The sequence below is a fragment of the Corynebacterium otitidis ATCC 51513 genome (genome assembly GCF_000296405.1).
Lineage (GTDB): Bacteria > Actinomycetota > Actinomycetes > Mycobacteriales > Mycobacteriaceae > Corynebacterium > Corynebacterium otitidis.
The window spans coordinates 114,005-128,457 of the sequence record NZ_JH815193.1 but is presented as its reverse complement, the minus strand read 5'-3'; the positions used below and the strand labels follow the sequence as shown (position 1 = coordinate 128,457).

13 protein-coding genes are annotated in these 14,453 nt (G+C 70.6%); 8 read left to right on the top strand and 5 right to left on the bottom strand.

The window, feature by feature from the left end; translation table 11 throughout:
* Positions 1-253: 253 nt before the first annotated feature.
* The 4 genes from HMPREF9719_RS03515 to mptB all read right to left on the bottom strand — a co-directional run bounded on the left by HMPREF9719_RS03515 (position 254) and on the right by mptB (position 4,779).
* The gene (locus HMPREF9719_RS03515; protein WP_004600589.1) at positions 254-1,243 is read right to left on the bottom strand and encodes a COX15/CtaA family protein; all 990 of its coding nucleotides are present in this window, start codon (positions 1,241-1,243) and stop codon (positions 254-256) included.
* Positions 1,244-1,334: 91 nt separating this feature from the next.
* The gene (locus HMPREF9719_RS03510; protein WP_004600588.1) at positions 1,335-2,123 is read right to left on the bottom strand and encodes an ABC transporter permease; all 789 of its coding nucleotides are present in this window, start codon (positions 2,121-2,123) and stop codon (positions 1,335-1,337) included.
* 23 nt (positions 2,124-2,146) lie between these two features.
* A complete protein-coding gene (locus tag HMPREF9719_RS03505) occupies positions 2,147-3,085 on the bottom strand; it encodes an ABC transporter ATP-binding protein (RefSeq protein ID WP_004600587.1) in 939 nt (312 codons plus the stop codon).
* Complete coding sequence (gene mptB, locus HMPREF9719_RS03500; RefSeq protein ID WP_004600586.1) at positions 3,082-4,779, bottom strand: polyprenol phosphomannose-dependent alpha 1,6 mannosyltransferase MptB; 1,698 nt, start codon at positions 4,777-4,779, stop codon at positions 3,082-3,084. Before mptB ends, HMPREF9719_RS03505 begins: the two co-directional genes overlap by 4 nt.
* A 183-nt stretch (positions 4,780-4,962) precedes the next feature.
* Between mptB and HMPREF9719_RS03495 the strand changes: the two genes are divergently transcribed.
* From HMPREF9719_RS03495 to HMPREF9719_RS03460, 8 genes are all read left to right on the top strand, one after another.
* Positions 4,963-5,685: a helix-turn-helix transcriptional regulator gene (locus HMPREF9719_RS03495; RefSeq protein ID WP_004600585.1), complete on the top strand. Its 723-nt coding sequence runs from the start codon at positions 4,963-4,965 to the stop codon at positions 5,683-5,685.
* 111 nt (positions 5,686-5,796) lie between these two features.
* On the top strand, positions 5,797-7,242 hold the full coding sequence (gene sufB, locus HMPREF9719_RS03490; protein ID WP_004600584.1) for a Fe-S cluster assembly protein SufB: 1,446 nt from the start codon (positions 5,797-5,799) through the stop codon (positions 7,240-7,242).
* Between the two features lie 6 nt (positions 7,243-7,248).
* Positions 7,249-8,418 (top strand): Fe-S cluster assembly protein SufD, encoded by a 1,170-nt coding sequence (sufD, locus tag HMPREF9719_RS03485; protein WP_004600583.1) that lies wholly within the window; start codon positions 7,249-7,251, stop codon positions 8,416-8,418.
* 111 nt (positions 8,419-8,529) lie between these two features.
* Entirely contained in the window at positions 8,530-9,288 is a 759-nt protein-coding gene (sufC, locus tag HMPREF9719_RS03480) for a Fe-S cluster assembly ATPase SufC (protein ID WP_004600582.1), read from the top strand.
* Position 9,289: 1 nt separating this feature from the next.
* Complete coding sequence (locus tag HMPREF9719_RS03475) at positions 9,290-10,570, top strand: cysteine desulfurase (RefSeq protein ID WP_004600581.1); 1,281 nt, start codon at positions 9,290-9,292, stop codon at positions 10,568-10,570.
* Complete coding sequence (gene sufU, locus HMPREF9719_RS03470; RefSeq protein WP_004601895.1) at positions 10,571-11,017, top strand: Fe-S cluster assembly sulfur transfer protein SufU; 447 nt, start codon at positions 10,571-10,573, stop codon at positions 11,015-11,017.
* Complete coding sequence (locus tag HMPREF9719_RS03465; protein WP_004600579.1) at positions 11,014-11,454, top strand: metal-sulfur cluster assembly factor; 441 nt, start codon at positions 11,014-11,016, stop codon at positions 11,452-11,454. The genes sufU and HMPREF9719_RS03465 overlap by 4 nt, the downstream gene beginning before the upstream one ends.
* 130 nt (positions 11,455-11,584) lie before the next feature.
* Positions 11,585-13,216 (top strand): ABC-F family ATP-binding cassette domain-containing protein, encoded by a 1,632-nt coding sequence (locus HMPREF9719_RS03460; RefSeq protein WP_004600578.1) that lies wholly within the window; start codon positions 11,585-11,587, stop codon positions 13,214-13,216.
* Positions 13,217-13,304: 88 nt separating this feature from the next.
* Here HMPREF9719_RS03460 and HMPREF9719_RS03455 read toward each other — a convergent pair whose 3' ends face one another.
* Complete coding sequence (locus HMPREF9719_RS03455) at positions 13,305-14,381, bottom strand: inositol-3-phosphate synthase (protein WP_004600577.1); 1,077 nt, start codon at positions 14,379-14,381, stop codon at positions 13,305-13,307.
* Positions 14,382-14,453 lie beyond the last annotated feature (72 nt).

Sequence of the window (14,453 nt, the reverse complement as noted above, 5' to 3'; positions counted from 1 at the left end):
TCGAGCACGGCCGGTTCGCCCGCGCGCGCAAGGTGATCCTCGCTTGGCGCTGTGGGCCGGCGGCCCGGCCGGAAAGCCCACGAGTCGGGCCGGAGGGGAAGCACCGTGCCGCGGTGGAAGCGAAGCCCATGCCGGCCGGCGCGGGCCGCGGCAGCGCGACGCGTCGCGGCGAAGATCCGGCGGGCGTAAGGGGCGCCGCGACGCAAAAGTGCGCCCGCCCACCGACGGGCGGGCGCTCTCCGGTTCTGGGTCTTTAGGCGGCTTCGCGCTCGAGGCGGCGCCGGTCGCCCTCGGGCGAGCCGGTGGTCGTGGCCTCGCCGCCGGCGCGCACGACGCCGCGGCTGTAGAGGATCGCGGTGAACGCGACGACCACCGAGCACATCGCGACGTGCAGGGGGATCGACCAGCGCGGCACGCCCAGCCGGTACTGGAGAATCCCGATGGCGGCCTGCACGAGGATCGCGGCGATGAGCCCGATGCCGATGTGCAGGGAGCGCGGCTCGGCGCGCTTCGCGTAGAGGTAGATGACCAGCGCGACGGTCGCGGCGAGGTACACCCACATCGAGTAGCCGTGGATGTGGGCCATGAGGTCGATGTCGACCTGCAGGCGGTCCTCGGCGGCGATGGTCGCGTCGCCGCCGTGCGGGCCCGCGCCGGTGGTCATCGTGCCGGTGACGAGGACGATGGAGAGCATCACCGCGGAGAGCACGGCGAGCGCCTGCGCGACACGCGGGTAGCCGCGCACGGCTCCTGCGTCGTCGGGCTCGGCGACGCGCATAAACAGCAGCGCGGAGACCCACACCAGGATCATGGAGGGCAGGAAGTGCAGCGCGACGGCCCACCAGTGCAGGTTGACGTGCACGGAGATCCCGCCGATGACGGCCTGGACGAGCACCCCGAGCCCGGCGATGAGGGAGTAGACGATGAGCTCGCGGCGGCGCTTAGCCTTGATCAGCGCGACGAACACGGCGATCGCCGCGGCCATGACGACGAAGGTGAGCAGCCGATTGCCGAACTCGATGGCCTGATGGATCCCGGGCGAGGCGCCCGGGACGGGCACGAGCGAGTCCTCGTGGCAGGCGGGCCAGGTCTCGCAGCCGAGCCCGGAGCCGGTGACGCGCACGATCGAGCCGGTCACGGTGATGCCGCCGTGGGCGAGGAGCAAAATGAGCGCGAGGATGCGCTGCGTGCGGATCGTCGGAACGGCCGGGGTCTTCTTCTTCGCGGGCGTCGAGGTCGTCACGGCTCTCTAGTCTAGCCCCCTTAAGGCCCCCCGGCCGAACCGCCCGGATGCGGGGGGTGACCTGGCCTAATGAGGGTAGCCAAGGGGTCGGCTAGGAGGTGAAGCGGAACGCTTTGGTCGCCGCGCCCGCCGCGAGAAGCGTCCAGGCGGCGAGGATCCCCATCTGCGCGAGCGGCAGCCCGCCGTCGAAGGCCTGGTGCAGTCCCGAGGCGAGAGCAACCGTGGGGATCGCGTCGAGGGGGCTGAGGCCCTCGAGGCCGAACTGCAGCGCCGCGAGCCCCGCCAGCCCCGCGAGCCCCAGCCAGATGAGGTTCGCGCCGGCGAGCACCGCCTCCGAGGAGAGCGCCCCGCCCATGAGCAGCCCGAGCGCGGTGTGGCACGCCACGCCGAGAAGCAGCATCGGCACGGCGAGCGCGACGCCGGCGGGTTCGGCGCGCCAGCCGAGGATGAGAGCGGCGACGGTGAGCACCGCGACCTGGATGAGCACCATCGCGCACACGGCGATCGAGCGCCCGGCGACGATGACCCACACCGGCACCCCGGAGGCGCCCACCCGCTTGAGCGCCCCGTAGCGCCGGTCGAAGGCCAGCGCGATGGCCTGGCCGGTGAACCCCGAGGACGCGGCGGCGATCGCGAGGGTGAGCGGGAAGACCACTGAGACGGGCTGCGGCTCCTCGAGCACGGGCACGACGTGCAGCCCGATGAGCAGCGCGAGCGGGATGACGACGCTTAGGAGCTCCTGCTCGCCGTGGCGGAGGAAGAGCTTGGTCTCGACCTTGGCCTGGGCGGCGACGAGCCGCGCCAGGGAGGCGCGTCTGGGCGCGGGGCGGAAGGTGCCGGGCGGGAAGGCGCGCTGCGGGTTGACGGCTGGGGTGCTCACTTTTTAGGTTCCGCTCCCTTCCTTTAGTTGGCGCCCGCCCGGCCGAGGGCGAGCACGACGTCCTCGAGGCTGCGCTGCGGCAGCCCGAGGTGGGTGATGAGAGAGCCGCGGCCCTCGGCGTGCGCGGCGAGCGCCGTGACGAGCCCGGGGGTGGGCCGGGCGCGCACGAGGAGCCCCTCCGGGGTCTCCTCGACATCCTCGGGCCCGAGCTCGAGCGCCTCGGCGAGCGCGGCCGGCTCCAGCGGGGGCTCGGCGGCCAGCTCGACGGCGGCGCGCTCGGGGCGGGTGAGCTCCGCGGGCGTGCCCTCGGCCTGCACGCGCCCGCCGGCGAGCACGACGACCTTGTCGGCGAGCGCCTCGGCCTCGTCGAGGAGGTGGGTGGTGAGAAGCACCGTCACCCCGTCCGCGCGCAGCGCGCGCAGCAGCTCCCAGCACGCGAGCCTGGCCTCCGCGTCCATCCCGGCGGTCGGCTCGTCGAGGAAGACGAGCTCGGGCCGGTTGAGCAGCGCCAGCGCCAGCGAGAGGCGCTGCTGCTCCCCGCCGGAGAGCCGCCTCACCGGGCGGGACTTCTTCGCGGAGAGCCCCACCAGGCCCAGCAACCAGTCGGGGTCCTGCGGGTCGGCGCTATACGACGCGACGAGGTCGATCATCTCGCCGACGCGGATGCCCGAGTACGTGCCCCCGGCCTGGAGCATGATGCCCACCCGGGAGCGCAGCTCCTCCGCCTGGCTAAACGGGTCGAGGCCGAGGACGCGCACCGTGCCGGCGTCGGGGCGGCGGAAGCCCTCGAGCAGGTCGATGGTCGTGGTCTTGCCCGCGCCGTTGGGCCCCAGCAGCGCGACGATCGAGGCGCGCTCGACGCTAAAGCTCACCCCGTCCAAGACGGTGAGGTCGCCGAAGGACTGGCGCACGCCCGCGAGCTCGAGCGCGGGGCCGGGCGCGGTCGACGCTTTCGAAGTCACGCCGCAGAGTCTACGGGACGGGGCACCCATCTTTTGAATGACAACCACAGCGCCGCAAGAAGGAGGGCGGCCGCCGCGGCCGCGGTGAGGTAGACGGCGATGACGGTCAGCGGCGGCAGCGCCAGGCCGCGGGGTAAGACGAGGAAGCTAAACAGCGCCGTGTAGCAGGCGACCGCGACGTGGAAGAAGGTCCTATTCGCCCACGCGGCGAGCGGGAGGATCGCCCAGAGCAGGTACCAGGGGTGCACGACGGGGAAGAACACGACGAGCACGAACATCGCCACGCCCAGCCCGCCGAGCGGGTGGATGCGGCCCCGAAACGTCGCCCAGAGCATGCGCACCATGAACGCGCCGCCCACCGCGAGGCCGAGCAGCTGCGTCGTCGCGACCGTCGCGTCGCTGTGGTCGCCCAGCCCCAACAGCATGCCCAGCAGCGAGGAGAGCAGCCCCACCGCGGTGCTTAGCGACATCCACGACGTCACCGCCGCCGCGCCGCCCTGGCCGGTGATCCAGCCGAGCCCGATGCCGGTGATCAGCGTGACCGCGGCGATGGTGGCGACGAGGACGAGCACCTGCACGCCGACCGCCGCCGCGAGCGACCGGGCCGGCCCCGTCCCGCGACCCTCCGGGGCGGGCCGGCACAGGTCTCGCGCCAGCGCCGTGCCGGTGAAGCCCAGCGCGCACAGCGCGGTGACCTTCACCATGCCCGCGCACGAGATGAGCGCGCCGGAGGCGAGAAACAGCGCCCAGCCGAGGCCGCGGCTGCCCGCGCGCGCCCGGTCGAGGCCCACGAGCCCGAGCTCGAAGCCGGCGAGCATGAGGCCCAGCATGAGCGACTCGTTGTGGATGCCCCCGACGAGGTGAAGGATCGTGAGCGGGTTAATAAGCCCCAGCCACAGCGCCGTCGTCGGGCGCAGCCCGCAGCGGCCCGCCAGGCGGGCCAGCGCCCAGCCCGCGAGCCCGAGCGCCGCGATGCTCACCACGCGGTGGGCGAGGATCCCGAGGTAGATGTTGTCGTCGGTGAGTGAGCTGATCGCGCCCGCCACTCCGAGCGCGACCGGGCCGTAGGGAGAGGGCGACTGCGCCCAGATAAAAGGCACCGAGCGGGCCAGCGGGTCGTTCTCGGGGAGGATTTCCACGGGGCCGGCCTCGTACGGGTCGAGCCCGCGGTCGACGATCGAGCCCTGCGCGAGATAGGAGTAGATGTCCTGGGTGAACAGCGGGGCGGTGGCGACGAGCGGGATCGACCAGGCCCAGAAGATCCGCCAGATCTGGCCCGGGGCGAGGATGTCCGCCCGCCGGTCCTTTGAGCGCAGCGGCGCGCCCGCGAGCGGCGCGAGGCACAGCCACGCGGCGACCATGAGGGCGATGCCTACGAGGGCGAGCACGGTCGAGGCCTGCAACAGAGGCGCGAGCAGCCCGCCGCCGGGGAGGCGGGGGAAAGGGTTGTCGACCACGGGCATAGCCCCGGCGCCGAGCCCCGCGAAGCCTAACAGCAGCGCGCCGGCGGTCCCGGCGAGGCGCACGCCCCGAAACCACGGGGCGTGGCGCGGCCTAATCCCGCGGGCGGTCGGCAGGCTGCGCTCGGGCGGCTCGGCGGCGTCGTGGAGGACGCTCGAGCGGGAGCCCGCCTCGCCCATGGCGGGGAGCTCCCGGTAGATGTGGTCCCACCACGCCGGAGATTGCTCATGCACGGGGCCTCATCCTAGGCGACGCGGCCCGTCCGCCCCGCGGCGACGGGCCGGGGAAGGGCGCGTCGCGGGCCGCCCGGGGTAGATCGAACTGTGGTTAGCGAAGCCATCCTAGCGGGGCGGGATGATTTTTTGTAACACTGTTGTTGTCTAATCATGCCGACGCGAGAGGAGGGCCGAGAGCCAGTGGCTACGTCACCAGCGCGCGGGGCCGCCTCGTCGCGGCCGGCGCCCCGCGATCCCGAGCAGGACACCCGCCAGCAGGTGCTCTCCACGCTGCTGACCCGGGGGCCGCAGACCGCGGCGCAGGTCGCCGACGAGCTCGGGCTCAGGGCGGCCGGGGTGCGTCGGCACTTAGACAACCTCCGTTACGACGGGCTCGTCGAGAAGACCGACCCGCCCCGCGTGGGCAGCAACCCGACCGCCGGCCGGGGCCGGCCGGCGAAGGCGTACCGCCTCACCGAGCGGGGCCGGGCGGGCTTCGGCGACGACTACGGCTCGGTCGCGCACCGCGCGCTCGAGCTGCTCGACGAGACGGCCGGCCGCCAGGCGGTCTGCCGGCTCGCCGAGGAGCGCATCGAGGAGATCCTCGCCGGCGTGCCGCGGCCCAGCGGCGAGAGCCGCGAGGAGCTCGAGGAGACCGCCCGCGCCGTGGCCCGGGCCTTCGACCGGCACGGCTACGCCGCGACGGTGACGTTCGCCAAGGGCGGGATCCAGATCAACCAGCACCACTGCCCGATCGCTAGGCTGGCCGAGGCCTATCCCGAGATGTGCGAGGCCGAGCACGAGGCGATCTCCCGACGCACGGGCCGCCGGGTTTTGCCGCTGGCCTCGATCGTCGCGGGCCACGGCGTGTGCACGACGCACATCCCGCTCGAGGTGCTCGCGCCCGGCAGCGCCGACCCGTAAAACGCGGGCGGCGGGCCGGGCCCGGCCGGCCCGAGGGCGTGCGACCCCTTCAATGACCTGTCCCTAGACGAACCCCATCATTCACGATCTCCGTAGGAAGGAGCGGCTCCCATGACCCAGGTGGAAAACCCCGGGACCTCAAAGCCGATGAATGACGACGAAATCGTCGAGTCCATCAGCGGTAGCTACAGCTACGGGTGGCACGACGAGGACTCCGCGGGCGCGGCCGCGCGCCGCGGCCTCGACGAGGACGTCGTCCGCGACATCTCCGCGAAGAAGAACGAGCCCGAGTGGATGCTCGAGCAACGGCTCAAGGCGCTGCGCATGTTCGAGAAGCAGCCCGTGCCCACCTGGGGCCCGGACCTCTCCGACATCGCGTTCGACCAGATCAAGTACTTCGTCCGCTCGACGGAGCAGCCGGCCACCTCGTGGGAGGACCTGCCCACGGACATCAAGGAGACCTACGACCGGCTCGGCATCCCCGAGGCTGAGAAGCAGCGCCTGGTCGCGGGCGTGGCCGCCCAGTACGAGTCCGAGGTCGTCTACCACCAGATCCGCGAGGACCTCGAGCGCCAGGGCGTTATCTTCCTCGACACGGACACCGCGCTGCGCGAGTACCCGGAGCTCTTCAAGGAGTACTTCGGCAGCGTCGTGCCCGCCGGCGACAACAAGTTCGCGGCCCTCAACTCCGCGGTGTGGTCGGGCGGCTCGTTCATCTACGTGCCCAAGGGCGTGCACGTCGACATCCCGCTGCAGGCCTACTTCCGCATCAACACGGAGAACATGGGCCAGTTCGAGCGCACCCTCATCATCGTCGACGAGGACGCCTACGTGCACTACGTCGAGGGCTGCACCGCGCCGATCTACCAGTCCGACTCGCTGCACGCTGCGGTCGTGGAGATCATCGTGAAGAAGGGCGGCCGCTGCCGCTACACGACCATCCAGAACTGGTCGAACAACGTCTACAACTTGGTCACGCAGCGCGCGAAGGCCGAGGAGGGCGCGACCATGGAGTGGGTCGACGGCAACATCGGCTCCAAGGTCAACATGAAGTACCCGGCTGTGTGGATGACCGGCGAGCACGCCCGCGGCGAGGTCCTCTCCGTGGCGTTCGCCGGCCAGGGCCAGCTGCAGGACACCGGCGCGAAGATGCTCCACATGGCGCCCAACACGTCCTCGAACATCGTCTCGAAGTCGGTGTCGCGCTCCGGCGGGCGCTGCGCCTACCGCGGGCTCGTCCAGGTCAACCCGAACGCGCACCACTCGACCGCGAACGTCGAGTGCGACGCCCTGCTCGTCGACAACGTGTCGCGCTCGGACACTTACCCCTACAACGACATCCGCAACGACCACGTGACCCTCGGCCACGAGGCGACGGTGTCGAAGGTCTCCGACGAGCAGCTCTTCTACCTCATGAGCCGCGGCATCACCGAGGAGGACGCCATGGCCATGATCGTGCGCGGCTTCATCGAGCCGATCGCCAAGGAGCTGCCCATGGAGTACGCGCTCGAGCTCAATCGCCTGATCGAACTGCAGATGGAAGGATCGGTGGGTTAGCAAGAAATGACTACCGCTACGAAGCAGACCCCGGGATCGGCGACCGCCGGGAACAAGGGCGACCTCTTTAGCTCCTACGACCCGGCCGACTTCCCGGTCCCGCGGGCGAAGGACGAGGAGTGGCGCTTCGTCCCCATGCGGGAGCTGCGCGGCCTGCACAACGGGAAGTTCGACGAGCCCGGTGAGGCCGCCATCGACGTCGACGCCCCGGGCAACGTCACCGTCGAGAAGGTCGCCGGCGACGACCCCAGGGTCACGACGACGGGCGCGCCCACCGACCGGCCCGCCGCGCAGGCGTGGGCCTCGGCCGACGGCGTCACCCTCGTGACGATCCCGAAGAACGCCGCGCTCGAGGAGCCGGTGACGATCACCGTCCGCGGTAACGGCCAGACGGCCTTCGGCAACGTCGCGATCGTCGCGGAGCAGGCCGCCGAGGCGACCGTGCTCCTTCGCTACGTCGGCGGCGGCACCTACGCCGACAACGTCGTCTTCGACCTCCACGACGCGGCGCGCGTCAGCGTCGTCACCGACGCCGACTGGGACGAGGACGCAGTCCACCTCTCCCAGCACCGCGCGGCCGTGCGGCGCGACGCGGTGCTGCGCCACACCGTGGCGATCTTCGGCGGGCGGCTCGTGCGCATCATCCCGCGCGTGCAGTTCCGCGAGCAGGGCGGCGAGGTCGAGATGCTCGGCGTGTACTTCGCCGACGACGGCCAGTACTTCGAGACCCGGCTGCTCGTCGACCACAAGCACCCGAACTGCAAGTCCAACGTGCTCTACAAGGGCGCGCTGCAGGGCGACCCGGAGTCGGACAAGCCGGACACGCGCACCACGTGGGTCGGCGACGTGCTCATCCGCCGCGAGGCGGAGAACACCGACACCTACGAGACGAACAAGAACCTCGTGCTCAGCGAGGCCGCCCGCGCGGAGGCGATCCCCAACCTCGAGATCGAGACCGGCGAGATCGTCGGCGCCGGCCACGCCGCGACGGTGGGGCGCTTCGACGACGAGGAGCTCTTCTACCTCATGAGCCGCGGCATCCCCGAGGTCGAGGCCCGCCGGCTCATCATCCGGGGCTTCTTCCTCGACGTCATCAACCGCATCCCCGCCCGCGACATCCGCGAGGAGCTCGAGGAGCGCATCGTGGGCGAGCTCGCCCGGGTGCAGACGGTCTAGGGGACCCCGCAGCGGTTCCCGACGCGCCCGGCGGGCCCACAAGCCCCCGGCCGGCGCGCGGGCCGAAGAGTCGTTTCCACATCCGAGATATAAGGGAAAGCCTGAATTCTTATGTCCACGCTTGAGATCAAGAACCTGCACGCCCAGGTGCTGCCCTCCGACGACAACGCGGAGCCCAAGCCCATCCTCAAGGGCGTCAACCTCACGGTGAACTCCGGCGAGAAGCACGCGATTATGGGCCCGAACGGCTCGGGAAAGTCGACGCTCGCCTACACGCTCGGCGGCCACCCGCGCTACGAGGTCACCGAGGGCGAGGTGCTCCTCGACGGGGTCAACCTCCTCGACCTCGAGGTCGACGAGCGCGCCCGCGCCGGCCTGTTCCTCGCGATGCAGTACCCCACCGAGGTGCCCGGCGTGTCCATGTCGAACTTCCTGCGCTCCTCGGTGACCGCGATCCGCGGCGAGGCCCCGAAGCTGCGCCAGTGGGTCAAGGAGGTCAACACCGCCCGCGAGAAGCTGCGCATCGACGAGTCCTTCCAGGACCGCTCCGTCAACGAGGGCTTCTCCGGCGGCGAGAAGAAGCGCCACGAGGTGCTCCAGCTCGACCTGCTCAAGCCGAAGTTCGCCGTCATGGACGAGACCGACTCCGGCCTCGACATCGACGCGCTGCGCATCGTCTCCGACGGGATCAACCGCTACCAGGAGGAGACCGGCGGCGGGATCCTCATGATCACCCACTACCAGCGCATCCTGCAGTACGTGGAGCCCGACGTCGTCCACGTCTTCCACAACGGGCAGGTCATCGAGACCGGCGACAAGGAGCTCGCCGCGAAGCTCGAGCGCGACGGCTACGACCAGTTCATCCACTAATATGACCGGGGAGGCTACCACGAGCTATCTCACCAGCGCCGGCCGTCTCGACACCGAGGCGATCCGGGCGGAGTTTCCGATCCTCGACCGCACGGTGCGCGGCGACAAGCCGCTGGCGTTCCTCGACTCGGGAGCGACCTCGCAGCGGCCCGAGCGGGTGTGGCGCGCCGAGGAGCGCTTCGTGCTCGGCACGAACGCCCCCGTGCACCGCGGCGCCTACCAGCTCGCCGAGGAGGCCACCGACGCCTACGAGGCGGCGCGAGAGGAGATCGCGCGCTTCGTCGGCGCTCGGGGCGAGGAGATCGCCTTCACGAAGAACGCGTCCGAGGCGCTCAACCTCGCCGCCTTCGTGCTCGGCGACCCGCGCTCCGGGGACCTGGCCGTCGGGGAGGGCGACACTGTCGTCATCAGCGAGCTCGAGCACCACTCGAACCTCGTGCCCTGGCAGGAGCTCTGCGAGCGCACCGGCGCGACGCTCAAGTGGTACGGCCTCACCGACGACGGGCGCATCGACCTCGACTCCCTCGAGCTCGACGAGAGCGTCAAGGTCGTGGCCCTGACTCACCAGTCGAACGTCACGGGCGCGGTCCTCGACGTGCCCGAGGTCGTGCGCCGCGCCCGCGCAGTCGGCGCGCTCACCGTGCTGGATGCGTGCCAGTCGGTGCCGCACCAGCCCGTGGACTTCCACGAGCTCGGCGTTGACCTCGCGGCGTTCTCCGGGCACAAGATGTGCGGGCCCAACGGCGTGGGCGTGCTCTACGGGCGCGACGGCCTGCTCGACAAGCTCCCGCCGTTCCTCACCGGCGGCTCGATGATCGAGGTCGTCACCATGGAGAAGACGACCTTTGCGGAGGCGCCGCAGCGCTTCGAGGCGGGCACCCAGATGACCAGCCAGGTCGTAGGGCTCGGCGAGGCGGTGCGCTTCCTCAACGAGGTCGGCATGGACAACGTCGCCGCCCACGAGCACGAGCTCACCGCCTACGCGCTCGAGAAGCTCGCCGAGATCCCGGGCCTGACGATCCTCGGGCCGACCACCGCGGAGCGCCGCGGCGGGGCGATCAGCTTCTCCGTCGAGGGGATCCACCCGCACGACCTGGGCCAGGTCCTCGACGACGAGGGCGTCGCGATCAGGGTGGGCCACCACTGCGCGTGGCCCGCGCACCGCGCCCTCGGGGTGCAGGCCAGCGCGAGGGCCTCGTTTTACCTGTACAACACGACCGGCGAGATCGACCGGCTGGCCGACGCGATCTCGCACGCGCGCGAGTTCTTCGGGGTGAAGTAGTTGAACCTAGAGTCGATGTATCAGGAAGTGATCCTCGATCACTACAAAAACCCGCAGTACGCGGGCCTGCGCGAGCCCTTCGAGGGCGAGGTCCACCACGTCAACCCGACGTGCGGCGACGAGCTGACCCTGCGCATCCAGCTCTCCGAGGACGGCACGACCATCGAGGACGTCTCCTACCACGCGGTGGGCTGTTCCATCAGCCAGGCGTCCACCTCGGTCATGGCGGAGGAGATCATCGGGATCTCCGTCGACGAGGCGATGGCCAAGCTTAAGGAGTTCGACCGGATGATCACCTCCCGCGGGGAGGTCGAGGGCGACGAGGACTTGATCGGCGACGGGATCGCATTCGCCGGTGTGGCGAAATACCCCGCGCGGGTCAAGTGCGCGCTTTTAGGATGGAAGGCATTCCAGGCCGCGACCGCGGAAGCATTGGAGAAGGCATGACTGAACCGACCGACCAGCAGCCGACCGACCGCAGCGACGACGAGGGGGAGAAGAAGCACAACCCCTTCGACCCGCAGGACCCCGCCAACCGCCCCGAGCAGTCCGAGCAGGACATCAAGGACGCGGCGGACGCCGAGGAGTACCTGCGCGACGTCATCGACCCCGAGCTCGGCATCAACATCGTCGACCTCGGGCTCGTCTACGACATCTGGATCGAGCACCCGGAGGGCCGCAAGCGCGTCGTGGTGAACATGACGCTCACCTCGCCGGCGTGCCCGCTCACCGAGATGCTCGAGGAGCAGTCCGAGCTCGCCATCGTCAACAACGAGGTGGGCGACGAGCTGCAGATCAACTGGGTGTGGCTGCCCGCCTGGGGCCCGCAGATGATCCGCGAGGAGGGCCGCGAGCAGCTCCGCGCGCTCGGCTTCGCCGTCTAGCCGAAGCCCGGCGCGGCGGCCACGCCGCCCGTTTCCTTATCAGCGCCCCGCGCCGCCCCGGCGCCGGGGCGCTTCGCTTGTGCTCGTGGCCGCTCGGGCCCGATTGACGGCGTTGATACACTCACCCCTTGTGATTGCTACGTCTGACCTCGAGATCCGCGTCGGTTCCCGCACCCTGCTCACCGCCCCCGGCGGGCAGCTGCGCATCCAGCCGGGCGACCGCATCGGGCTCGTGGGTCGCAACGGCGCCGGCAAGACCACCACGATGCGCGCCCTGTCGGGCGAGACGAAGCCCTACGGCGGGGAGGTGACGATCTCCGGGGCGGTGGGCTACCTGCCGCAGGACTCCAAGGAGGGCGACACCACCCAGACCGCCCGCGACCGGGTGCTCTCCGCCCGGGGGCTCGACGAGCTGCGCCGCCAGATGGCCAAGCAGCAGCGCCTCATCGAGACCGCCGAGACCGACGCCAAGATGACCAAGGCGGTCGAGAAGTTCTCCAAGGCGGAGGAGCGCTACCAGGCGCTCGGCGGCTACGAGGCCGACGCGGAGGCCGCGCAGATCTGCGACAACCTCGGCCTGCCCGAGCGCGTCCTCGACCAGCGCCTCGAGACCCTCTCCGGCGGGCAGCGCCGCCGCGTGGAGCTCGCGCAGATCCTCTTTAGCGCGCAGACCGGCTCGGGCAAGTCGGACACCACGCTGCTCCTCGACGAGCCCACCAACCACCTGGACGCCGACTCGATCGGCTGGCTGCGCGAGTTCCTTCTCAAGCACGAGGGCGGGCTGCTCATGATCTCCCACGACGTCGAGCTCCTCGACGAGGTGTGCAACAAGATCTGGTTCTTAGACGCGGTGCGCGGCGAGGCCGACGTCTACAACATGGGCTTCGCCAAGTACCAGAAGGCGCGCGCCCAGGACGAGGCGCGCCGCCGCCGGGAGCATGCCAACGCCTCGAAGAAGGCCTCCCAGCTGCGCCGCCAGGCGGAGAAGCTCGGCGCGAAGGCGACGAAGGCGCGCGCCGCGAAGCAGATGGTCGCCCGCGCCGACCGCATGATGAACGAGCTCGACGAGGTCCGCGAGGAGGACCGGGTCGCCCACATCTCCTTCCCCGAGCCCGCGCCCTGCGGCAAGACCCCGATGAACGCGAAGGGGCTGACGAAGATGTATGGCTCGCTCGAGGTGTTCGCCGGCGTCGACCTCGCCATCGACCGCGGCTCCCGGGTCGTCGTGCTCGGCACGAACGGCGCGGGCAAGACGACGCTTCTTAAGCTGCTCGCCGGCGTGGAGCGCACCGACGGCGAGGGCGGCGTGGTCTCCGGCTACGGGCTCAAGGTCGGCTACTTCGCGCAGGAGCACGACACCATCGACCCCGACAAGTCCGTCTGGGAGAACACCATCGAGGCCTGCCAGGAGGCCAATGAGCAGGACCTGCGCGGCGTGCTCGGGGCGTTCATGTTCTCCGGCGACAAGCTCGAGCAGCCCGCGGGCACCCTCTCCGGCGGCGAGAAGACCCGCCTCGCGCTCGCCACGCTGGTGAGCTCGAAGGCGAACGTGTTGCTCCTCGACGAGCCGACGAACAACCTCGACCCCGTCTCCCGCGAGCAGGTGCTCGACGCGCTGCGCACCTACCAGGGCGCGGTCGTGCTCGTCACCCACGACCCGGGCGCGGTCAAGGCCCTCGAGCCGGAGCGGGTGGTGCTCCTGCCCGACGGCGACGAGGACCTGTGGAGCGACGACTACATGGACATCGTCGAGCTCGCCTAAAACCAGAAGGGGAGCACAGACGATCGAGCCCGCCCCTGGCCTGTGACGGCCGGGGCGGGCTCTCTCGCGTCGTGGGTACTGCGTCGGGCTAGGCGCCGGCGATGAACTCCTCGAGGCGGGCGCGGGCCTCGTCGTCGGGCAGCTGCGTCGGCGGGTGCCTCATGAGATACGAGCTCGCCGCCTCCACGGGCCCGCCCTCGCCGCGGTCGAGCGCGATCTTCGCGGCGCGGATCGCGTCGATGACGACTCCCGCGGAGTTGGGGGAGTCCCACACCTCGAGCTTGTACTCGAGGCTCAACGGCACGTCCCCGAAGCCGCGCCCCTCGAGGCGCACGTAGGCCCACTTGCGGTCGTCGAGCCACTCGACGTGGTCGCTAGGCCCGATGTGCACGTCGCGCCCGGCGAGCTCCCGGGGCACGTTGCTCGTCACCGCCTCGGTCTTGGAGATCTTCTTCGACTCCAGCCGGGAGCGCTCGAGCATGTTCTTGAAGTCCATGTTGCCGCCGACGTTGAGCTGCATCGTGCGGTCCAGGCGCACCCCGCGGTCCTCGAGGAGCTTCGCGAGCACCCGGTGGGTGATCGTCGCTCCGACCTGGCTTTTCACGTCGTCGCCGACGATGGGCAGCCCGGCGTCGGCGAAGCGCTTCGCCCACTTTGAGTCGGAGGCGATGAACACCGGCAGGGCGTTGACGAACGCGCAGCCCGCCTCGAGGGCGGCGGCCGCATAGAACTTGTCGGCCTCCTCCGAGCCGACGGGTAGGTAGGAGACAAGCACGTCGACGCGCGCTTCCTTGAGCGCGGCGGCGACGTCGACGGGCTGGGCGTCGGACTCGTCGATCGCCTCGCGGTAGTAGGCGCCGAGCCCGTCGAGGGTGGGGCCGCGCTGGACCGTCACCCCGGTGTCGGGGCCCTCGGCGATGGTGATGGTGCAGTTCCTCGAGGCGCGGCTCGCGCGCGCGAGGTCGACCCCGACCTTCTCTTTATCCACGTCGAACGCGGCGACGACCTCGATGTCGCCGACGTGGTAGCCGCCGAGCCGCGGGTGCATGAGCCCGGGGATGTCCTCCGTCTCGGAGGCGTGGCGGTAGTACTCGATGCCCTGGATCAGCGAGGCCGCGCAGTTGCCCACGCCGGCCAGCGCCACCCGAATGGTCGTGCTGCTCATGCAGCCGAGGCTAGGGCCGGATCCGGCTCCGCGGGTCCGGCCGGCGCGCTTGATCGATCAAGCGCGCCGCCT

Bases quoted from the DNA above. Each gene is read 5' to 3' on its own strand.
- sufB (WP_004600584.1), top strand. From the start codon at position 5,797: ATGACCCAGGTGGAAAACCCCGGGACCTCAAAGCCGATGAATGACGAC.
- sufD (WP_004600583.1), top strand. From the start codon at position 7,249: ATGACTACCGCTACGAAGCAGACCCCGGGATCGGCGACCGCCGGGAAC.
- sufC (WP_004600582.1), top strand. From the start codon at position 8,530: ATGTCCACGCTTGAGATCAAGAACCTGCACGCCCAGGTGCTGCCCTCC.
- HMPREF9719_RS03475 (WP_004600581.1), top strand. From the start codon at position 9,290: ATGACCGGGGAGGCTACCACGAGCTATCTCACCAGCGCCGGCCGTCTC.
- HMPREF9719_RS03465 (WP_004600579.1), top strand. From the start codon at position 11,014: ATGACTGAACCGACCGACCAGCAGCCGACCGACCGCAGCGACGACGAG.
- HMPREF9719_RS03455 (WP_004600577.1), bottom strand. From the start codon at position 14,381: ATGAGCAGCACGACCATTCGGGTGGCGCTGGCCGGCGTGGGCAACTGC.